Origin of the sequence: Bifidobacterium catulorum (genome assembly GCF_003129925.1) — a bacterium.
GTDB classification, from domain to species: Bacteria; Actinomycetota; Actinomycetes; order Actinomycetales; family Bifidobacteriaceae; genus Galliscardovia; species Galliscardovia catulorum.
Genome location: NZ_QFFN01000056.1, coordinates 1 through 7,735, shown reverse-complemented (window position 1 = coordinate 7,735; position 7,735 = coordinate 1). Strand labels below are relative to the sequence as shown.

7 protein-coding genes are annotated in these 7,735 nt (G+C 63.0%); 5 read left to right on the top strand and 2 right to left on the bottom strand.

Annotated elements, in window-relative coordinates; genetic code table 11:
* The 3 genes from DF200_RS11010 to DF200_RS10225 form a co-directional block, all read left to right on the top strand.
* The coding region (locus DF200_RS11010; protein ID WP_206603443.1) for a hypothetical protein at nt 1-244 on the top strand (244 nt) is incomplete at its 5' end.
* Between the two features lie 463 nt (nt 245-707).
* Nucleotides 708-1,727, top strand: coding sequence for an endonuclease/exonuclease/phosphatase family protein (locus tag DF200_RS10230; protein WP_241520235.1), 1,020 nt, complete (start codon nt 708-710; stop codon nt 1,725-1,727).
* Nucleotides 1,728-1,858: 131 nt separating this feature from the next.
* Nucleotides 1,859-2,062, top strand: coding sequence for a hypothetical protein (locus tag DF200_RS10225; protein ID WP_109138168.1), 204 nt, complete (start codon nt 1,859-1,861; stop codon nt 2,060-2,062).
* A gap of 353 nt (nt 2,063-2,415) precedes the next feature.
* Here DF200_RS10225 and DF200_RS10220 read toward each other — a convergent pair whose 3' ends face one another.
* Both DF200_RS10220 and xseA read right to left on the bottom strand, forming a co-directional pair.
* Nucleotides 2,416-2,712 (bottom strand): exodeoxyribonuclease VII small subunit, encoded by a 297-nt coding sequence (locus DF200_RS10220; RefSeq protein ID WP_109138167.1) that lies wholly within the window; start codon nt 2,710-2,712, stop codon nt 2,416-2,418.
* A 61-nt stretch (nt 2,713-2,773) separates the two neighbouring features.
* The gene (gene xseA, locus DF200_RS10215) at nt 2,774-4,048 is read right to left on the bottom strand and encodes an exodeoxyribonuclease VII large subunit (protein WP_109138166.1); all 1,275 of its coding nucleotides are present in this window, start codon (nt 4,046-4,048) and stop codon (nt 2,774-2,776) included.
* A 347-nt stretch (nt 4,049-4,395) separates the two neighbouring features.
* Here xseA and nrdD point away from each other — a divergent pair, with 347 nt between their 5' ends.
* Nucleotides 4,396-6,795: an anaerobic ribonucleoside-triphosphate reductase gene (nrdD, locus tag DF200_RS10210; RefSeq protein ID WP_109138165.1), complete on the top strand. Its 2,400-nt coding sequence runs from the start codon at nt 4,396-4,398 to the stop codon at nt 6,793-6,795.
* A 70-nt stretch (nt 6,796-6,865) separates the two neighbouring features.
* On the top strand, nt 6,866-7,579 hold the full coding sequence (gene nrdG / locus DF200_RS10205; RefSeq protein ID WP_109138164.1) for an anaerobic ribonucleoside-triphosphate reductase activating protein: 714 nt from the start codon (nt 6,866-6,868) through the stop codon (nt 7,577-7,579).
* Nucleotides 7,580-7,735 lie beyond the last annotated feature (156 nt).

Genomic DNA, 7,735 nt, shown 5'->3' with positions numbered 1-7,735 from the left:
GGAATCACCGGCCACCCCCAGCCATACAGGGGACCGCGCGAAACCATTCCAGCATGCAGGCGCCGTCATCCACGCCCGGGAAACGCAACGCTGCCGCGCGAATCAAAGATTCGCTTGCCATACAACAACACCTGCCGAATTTCAGTGCATTGATAGCGAAAAACCTAATTACAATATCATTACCGAAATTATTGAAAGTATTGAAATGGATTTCAAATCGTTGGAATTTCAATGTTTCATTTAAGGTATTCTCATTTCGGGAATTATCGTATACGTATTGAAAGTGTTGAAATCTGTTATTCGCTATTTCGTTCATGGATGGCTGGATATCTACTGAACCGGGGACGATTGGGGGACAACGCCGCGTCAACATGGCTAAAAATAGTCAATCCCGCTTATTGAACGAAAAAATAAAAAGGTTGATTTTTCAACGTTTTTACATTAGTCCAATGTGTGAAATATCATCAAACGGCAGATGGTGCCTTGCGGGTGTCGTGCGTTCGAATCGCATCTCGGGCACTGGAGAGGTCTTGGAATCGTATGGGTTCATATGGTTCCAAGACCTTTTTCATATGCATGAATACGCATATGCATGAATCATGGATACGTCACGATGCCATATGTCTATATATGACATATGTCTATATATGACACATGTCTACATATGACGTATCGTCGGCGTTTGTTCCGAATGGGCGGGAGGTCATATGACGATGATCGGCGGGGCCGGGCGTGCCGGCAGGATGGTCTGCGGCGTGGTCTCCGGCGTGTTGGGCATCATCACCATGGTCGGTGTGGCGGCACGTCTGCTGCCGTCGGGCATGTCCACGCTGCCGTATGCGGCGAACGTCGTGGCCGCCACGCCATGGTTCGCCGTCGCCGCGGTGCCGGCCCTGCTGTTCGCCGTCCTGGGACGTCGCCGCGTCATGACGGCGCTCATGGTGGTCTGCCTCGTTCTGCTGACCTATTGGCAGGCGCCGTTCTACGCCGGTATGCTGCCCCGTGGGTCCTCGTCGCAGACGGCCGGGGGTGCGGACGGCTCATCGCAGACCCTGCGCGTGATGACATGCAACGTGTACAAGGGTCGTGCCGATGCCGCGCAGATCGTGCGGCTTGTGCGCGACCGGCACGTGAAGGTGCTCGCCATGCAGGAGACCACCGACGAATTCGTGCGTCGTCTCGACGCCGCGGGCATCGCGCGGTACCTGCCCTATGCGAAGACCGCCTCCGCGGACGGCGTCTACGGCAACGGCGTCTGGTCGGCGATGCCGCTGCGCGACACCGTGCGGGACGAGGTGCAGTCCAGCGCCTCGCAGATGCCGGCCGGCACGGTGACCCTCGGCGACGGCAAGACTCTGCGCTTCGTCTCCGTGCATACGACGTCTCCCGTGAACGGCTACTGGAGGCAGTGGAAACGCAGTCTCGACGAACTCGCCGCCATGCGCTCCCATACCGGCAGCACGTACGTGTTCATGGGCGACTTCAACGCCACATACGACCATGCGCCGTTCCGCGACTTCCTCGGCGACCGCTTCACCGACGCGGCGAGGTCGGCCGGGCATGGCCTCACGCCGACATGGCCGGCCGACCGCAAGGGGGTGCCGCTCATGTTCGGCATCGACCACATCGTCATGGACAGGGGCGTGGGCGCGGACGATGTGACGACCAGCCGCGTCGCCGGTTCCGATCATGCCGCCCTGCTGGCCACCTTGCATGTGGACGAATGAACGCTGAACAAAATATGGAAACGTGTTCCCACGGCTTTACATTTTTCCGTGGAGGGACTACACCAGAGATTGGCTGATATCGGAGCGATTCGATATCGGTGGATATTGTGTTGCTATGAATAGGAGTTCTCATGGACGAGAAGACGCTGGTCGAAAAGCTGAAGAACGTGGTTATCGTTGACGATGTTCTCGCCGTCGCCAAGGAAGCCGGTCTGGACTGGACCTACGAGCAGGCCGATGAGGCTCTGGGCCGCATCAACGCGACCAAGAACGACATCGCCGAGCTCAGCGGCGACACTCTGGAGAAGGTGGCCAAGGAGGTCTTCGGCATCTGAGACTCCTCGGATATCCGTTCATTCGAAGGGGCCGTCCGCACGACAACCGTGTGGACGGCCCCTTCTGCGTGTGTATGGGGTTCCGTTGTGTCAACTCCCCTCAGTCGGCCTGCGGCCGCCAGCTCCCCTCATTCATGAGGGGAGCCGATTGGATGGCTCACATGGCGTGGAAGCCGGATGGTTTTTTCTTGGCTCCCCTTCCGTGGGGAAGGGGAGCTGTCCGCGGAGCGGACTGAGGGGATGGGGCCTTCCGTCATGTCAACTCCCCTCAGTCGGCCTGCGGCCGCCAGCTCCCCTCATTCATGAGGGGAGCCGATTGGATGTCTCACGCGGCGGGGGAGCCGTGGGATGGTTCAGGACAGGTTGCCCTGTGTGCCGGCGGTGGCGCCCGCGCTCGCCTGCTCGGCCTGGGCGGCGTCGAGCCGGGAGCGCACGTCGTCGAGCAGCTTCTGCGCGCGCTTGGCCAATGCCTCGCCGATCTGCCACTGGCGCATCGAGGCGTCAAGGTCCAGTCCTCCGGCCTCAAGGGCCTGTACGGCCTGGATGAGCTGGTCGCGGGCCTGCTCGTAGCTCAGCGAATCGATCTTCTCCAGTTCCTCGGCGGTCAGGGCCGGAACGGAGGACGTCGTCTTCTCGGTATCGTTCGTCATATCAGACTCCTTATATACATGTGTTATCGATTGATATATGGATTGTCGCCGACGGCGGACGCTATTCGGCGGTGACGTGTATGCGGCCCCGCCGCAACGTCACTGACAGTCCGTCGCCGGGGGAGACGTCGGCGGCGTCGCCCACCACATGCCCCTGCGCGTCCTGCACCACGGCGTATCCGCGGTCGAGGGTGGACTGCGGGCTCAGGGCCGTGAGCGAGGCGTGGAGCTTCTCCACCGTCAGACCGGCGTCGTCGACGATGCGGCGCAGGCCGATGTCGAGACGCTGCCGTGCGTCGTCGACGAACCGTTGCGGCCGTTCGAGCATGGTCAGCGGCTGGGTGAGGCTGGGGCGGTTCGCATACCCCTCGATGAGCCGCATCTCGTTGTCCACACGGGAGCGGATGCGGTCGCGGATGCGGCGTCTCGCCTCGTCCACGAGCTGGAGCTGCTCGTTCACGTCGGGCACCACGCGCTTGGCGGCGTCGGTGGGGGTGGATGCGCGAAGGTCGGCGGCGAGGTCGATGAGCGTCCAGTCGTCCTCGTGGCCGATGGCCGAGACGATCGGCGTCGCACAGGCGGCCGTCGCGCGGACCACGCCCTCGTCGGAGAAGCCCATGAGGTCCTCGAAGCTGCCGCCGCCGCGCGCCACGATGATCACGTCGACGTCGGGGTCGGCGTCGAGCCGGCGGATGGCGGCGATGACGTCAGGCGGGCAGCTCGGCCCCTGCACGTGGGCGTGCACCACGGTGAACTCGATCGTGGGCCAGCGCAGCCGGGCGTTGGTGATGACGTCGCCCTCGGCGCGGGCCTGCGGGGCGCATACCAGTCCGATCCGGCCGGGGAATTCGGGGAGTGGCACCTTGTTCTCCGCGTCGAAGAGCCCTTCGCCCTTCAACCGCCTGCGCAGCTCCTCGATCTGGGCCATGAGGTCGCCCTTGCCCACGCGGCGGATGTCGTCGCCCATGAAGCTCAGCCGGGTCTGCTTCATCCACACGTCGGGTCGTCCGTGCAGGATCACGCGGTCGCCCTGGCGGAACTCGCGGGCCATCTGCGCGAACCGTCCGAAGCCGGTGACGTTCAGAGAGATGTCCTCGACGTTGTCACGCACCGTCAGATAGGCGGAGCCGGCGCGGCGCGTGTTGATCTCGGATATCTGGCCCTCTATCCACGTTCCCGGCCACTTGGACACGGCGTCATGGTATTTACGGCTCAGCAGGCTTATCGGCCACGGGTTGTCCGGCGTCGTGTCGCGCGCGAGCCTGGGCAGCGGCTGGGGCTGCGTCGGCGCGGCGTCGCCGCCCGCCGACGGGGCCTGGGAATACAAATCGGTCATACGGTCAACTGTCGGTCAGAAGGGGGACATCGACGCCGTCCGTGAACTATGTCACACAGGCCGTGTGAGGCGTGTCACAATACGCCATGGCGTGCCGCGTTTGTCTTGCGTTGCCGGCACAATCATTGGTCGGCGATGACACGCCGAGAGCGTTTTCGCCCGGCGTTGGTTTTCCGCAGGATAACGCCAAAAACACTAGATATGCGTTTATGGCAATGTGAGACAACTAGATATTGTGGTCGAAGTGCTGTAATGTGCAATAGGCCGGTTGACGTGGTCCCGGCGGGAACGACCACGAAACACACGTCTGACGAACGTTTTGGCAAGGAATATCAGGAAGGAGTCCCATGAGCGTACAGGTGCTTGAGCAGGATACGGCAGTGGCCACGGATGACAGGAGCGATGCGGTGCTTGTCGAGAAGCGTGACGGCCGCGTCGTGGACTTCGACCCCATCAACATCATCAACGCTGTGGCGGCGGCGTTCGGCGACCTCGACAAGAAGGTCGGCCCGCAGGAGGAGCAGATCATCCGCGACATCGCCCTGCGCGTGGAAGCCGAGGTCAAGGACCGCTACACCGGCCCCGCCAAGATCGAGGACATCCAGAACCTCGTCGAGCACGCCCTGATCGGGGAGCACCTGTACGAGGTGGCCCGCACCTACACGAACTACCGCCTCAACCGCGACATCGAGCGCGCCAAGGCCACCGACATCAACGAGGCCGTGAGCCGTCTGATCAACAAGGACGAGGCCCTCGTGCGCGAGAACGCCAACAAGGACTCCAACGTCTACGCCACCCAGCGCGACCTGCTCGCCGGCGCCGTGAGCAAGGCCTCCGCCTTCTCCATGCTGCCCGAACGCGTCTCCAACGCCCACATGAAGGGCGACATCCACTTCCACGACGCCGACTACTCGCCGTTCACCGCCATGAGCAACTGCTCGCTGCCGGACTTCGGCGACATGCTCGCGCACGGCTTCGCGCTCGGCAACGCCATGATGGACTCCCCGAAGTCCATCGGCACCGCCGCCACGCAGATCACGCAGATCATCAAGGACATCGCCGGATGCCAGTACGGCGGCCAGACCGTCAACCGCTGCGACGAGATGCTCGAACGCTACGCCAAGCGCGACTACGACAAGAACCTGCGCATGGCCGAGGCCATCCTGCCCGACGAGATGCCCGTCAACGTGGCCGAGGACGTGGTCCGCGGTCTCAAGGCGCAGGAGCCCAGGTGGCTGCATTTCGAGAACCGCGAGCCGCTGGCCGACGACGTGCCGTTCGACGAGAACCTCTCCGAGATCGAGCAGCTGCGCGAGGTCTACGCCAAGATCATGACCCGCAAGGCCATCTACGACGCCATGCAGACCATGGAGTACCAGATCAACTCCAACCGCGTCTCCAACGGCCAGACCCCGTTCGTCACCGTGGGCTTCGGCCTCGGCACCTCTTGGTTCGCGCGTGAGATCCAGCGCGCCATCCTGCTCAACCGCATCCGCGGCCTCGGCAAGGACCGCCACACCGCCATCTTCCCCAAGCTCGTGTTCACCATCAGGCACGGCGTGAACGCCGACCCGGGCGACCCGAACTACGACCTCAAGCAGCTGGCGCTCGAATCCGCCACCAAGCGCATGTACCCGGACGTCGTGTTCTACGAGAACATCGTGAAGATCACCGGCTCGTTCAAGGCCCCGATGGGATGCCGCTCCTTCCTGCAGGGCTGGAAGGACCCGAAGACCGGCAAGGACGTGACCGACGGCCGCATGAACCTCGGCGTCGTCTCCGTGAACGTGCCGCGCATCGCCCTGGAATCCCACGGCGACGTGGAGCGCTTCTGGAAGCTGTTCAACCAGCGCATGGAGATCGCCCACGAGGCCCTGCAGTTCCGCATCATGCGCTGCAAGCAGGCCACGCCGGTCAATGCGCCGACCCTGTACCGCTATGGCGCCTTCGGCCGACTGAACGCCAACGACAAGGTCGACAAGCTGTTCAAGGACGGGCGCGCCACCGTGTCGCTCGGCTACATCGGCCTGTACGAGACCACCGCCGTGTTCTTCGGCAGGGACTGGATGACCGACCACCACTGGGACGAGGACGGCAAGAAGTTCGCGCTCTCCATCGTGCAGCGCATGAACGACCTGTGCAAGCAGTGGAGCGCCGCCGAGGGATACCACTACTCCGTGTACTCCACGCCGGCGGAGTCGCTCACCGACCGCTTCAACCGCATGGACCGCGAGAAGTTCGGCAAGGTCCCGGGCGTCACCGACCACGACTTCTACACCAACTCCTTCCACTACCCGGTGTGGCTGCAGCCCACCCCGATGGAGAAGCTGGCCTACGAGAAGGACTTCCCGTACCTCGCCTCCGGCGGCTTCATCAACTACTGCGAGTTCCCGTGCCTGCAGCCGAACCCGAAGGCCCTTGAGGCGGTGTGGGACTACGCCTACAACATCGGCATCGGCTACCTCGGCACGAACACGCCGATCGACCACTGCTTCGTGTGCGGGTTCGAGGGCGACTTCGAACCGACCGAGGAGGGCTTCAAGTGCCCCGAGTGCGGCAACTCCGACCCGGACAAGTGCAACGTGACCAAGCGCACCTGCGGCTATCTGGGCAACCCGGTGCAGCGCCCGATGGTGCACGGCCGCCACGAGGAGATCGCCCACCGCGTCAAGCACATGAGCGGCGAGACCGGCCACGTGACCCTCTCCGACGGCACCGAGCGCGAGTGGTTCGAAGAGACCAAGTGACGTCCCGATGACATGGCGGCTCCCCTCCCGTCCGAGGAGGGGAGCCTTCTTTGCGTGTAAGGAGGTGGCCATGCCGCAGAATTCATGGAAGCAGGTGAAGCACCATGACTTCGCCGCCGGCGAGCCGGACCGCGGCCCCGGAGTCCCCAGCGCGCTGACGAACAATCCCCGGGCCGGACAATGGGACGGACGGCGCATGTGCCGCAGCATGATCGCCGACTACAAGCGGTTCCTCATGACCGACGGCGAAGGCATCCGGTGCTCCATCTATGTGAGCGGATGCCCGTTCCGCTGCGACGGATGCTATAACTCGTCCATCTGGGATTTCCAGGCCGGATACGAATACAACCAGCGTCTTGAGGACCAGATCATGGACGACCTCTCCCAGTCGTTCGTGCAGGGGCTCACCCTGCTGGGCGGCGAGCCGCTGCTCAACACGCCCGTGCTCATACCGCTCGTGCGCAGAATCCGCGAACGGTTCGGCGACGCCAAGGACATCTGGTGCTGGACCGGCTACACGTGGGAGGAGCTCATGAGGCCGGGGGAGACCCCGGACAAGCGCGAGCTGCTCGAACTCATCGACGTGCTCGTGGACGGACGCTATCTCAAGGACCAGCACGACTCGCTCCTGCAGTTCCGTGGATCGAGGAACCAGCGGATCATCGACGTGCGCAAGTCGCTGGAGGTCGAGGAGCCGGTGATATGGGGGCGTCTGCACGATCAGGAGCGGTTCATCCCGGAGATGTACGGCAAGGACCGCGACGACGCCGAGGGCGACAAATGACGGACGCCGACGTGTTCGACAGTCATGCGGGAAGCGTCGAATATACTTCGCCCGTGGCTGAAAAGACAAGCGTTTTGTGGAGCCTTCGCCAGTTTGTGTGGTGGGGTGTTGAGCCTCGGCGTCGTGGCCGGGGCTTTTGTGTGTGCGGGTATGGAA

What these genes read in the sequence shown, in the direction of transcription:
- nrdG (WP_109138164.1), top strand. Translation starts at nt 6,866, where the DNA reads ATGCCGCAGAATTCATGGAAGCAGGTGAAGCACCATGACTTCGCCGCC.
- DF200_RS10230 (WP_241520235.1), top strand. Translation starts at nt 708, where the DNA reads ATGACGATGATCGGCGGGGCCGGGCGTGCCGGCAGGATGGTCTGCGGC.
- DF200_RS10220 (WP_109138167.1), bottom strand. Translation starts at nt 2,712, where the DNA reads ATGACGAACGATACCGAGAAGACGACGTCCTCCGTTCCGGCCCTGACC.
- DF200_RS10225 (WP_109138168.1), top strand. Translation starts at nt 1,859, where the DNA reads ATGGACGAGAAGACGCTGGTCGAAAAGCTGAAGAACGTGGTTATCGTT.
- xseA (WP_109138166.1), bottom strand. Translation starts at nt 4,048, where the DNA reads ATGACCGATTTGTATTCCCAGGCCCCGTCGGCGGGCGGCGACGCCGCG.
- nrdD (WP_109138165.1), top strand. Translation starts at nt 4,396, where the DNA reads ATGAGCGTACAGGTGCTTGAGCAGGATACGGCAGTGGCCACGGATGAC.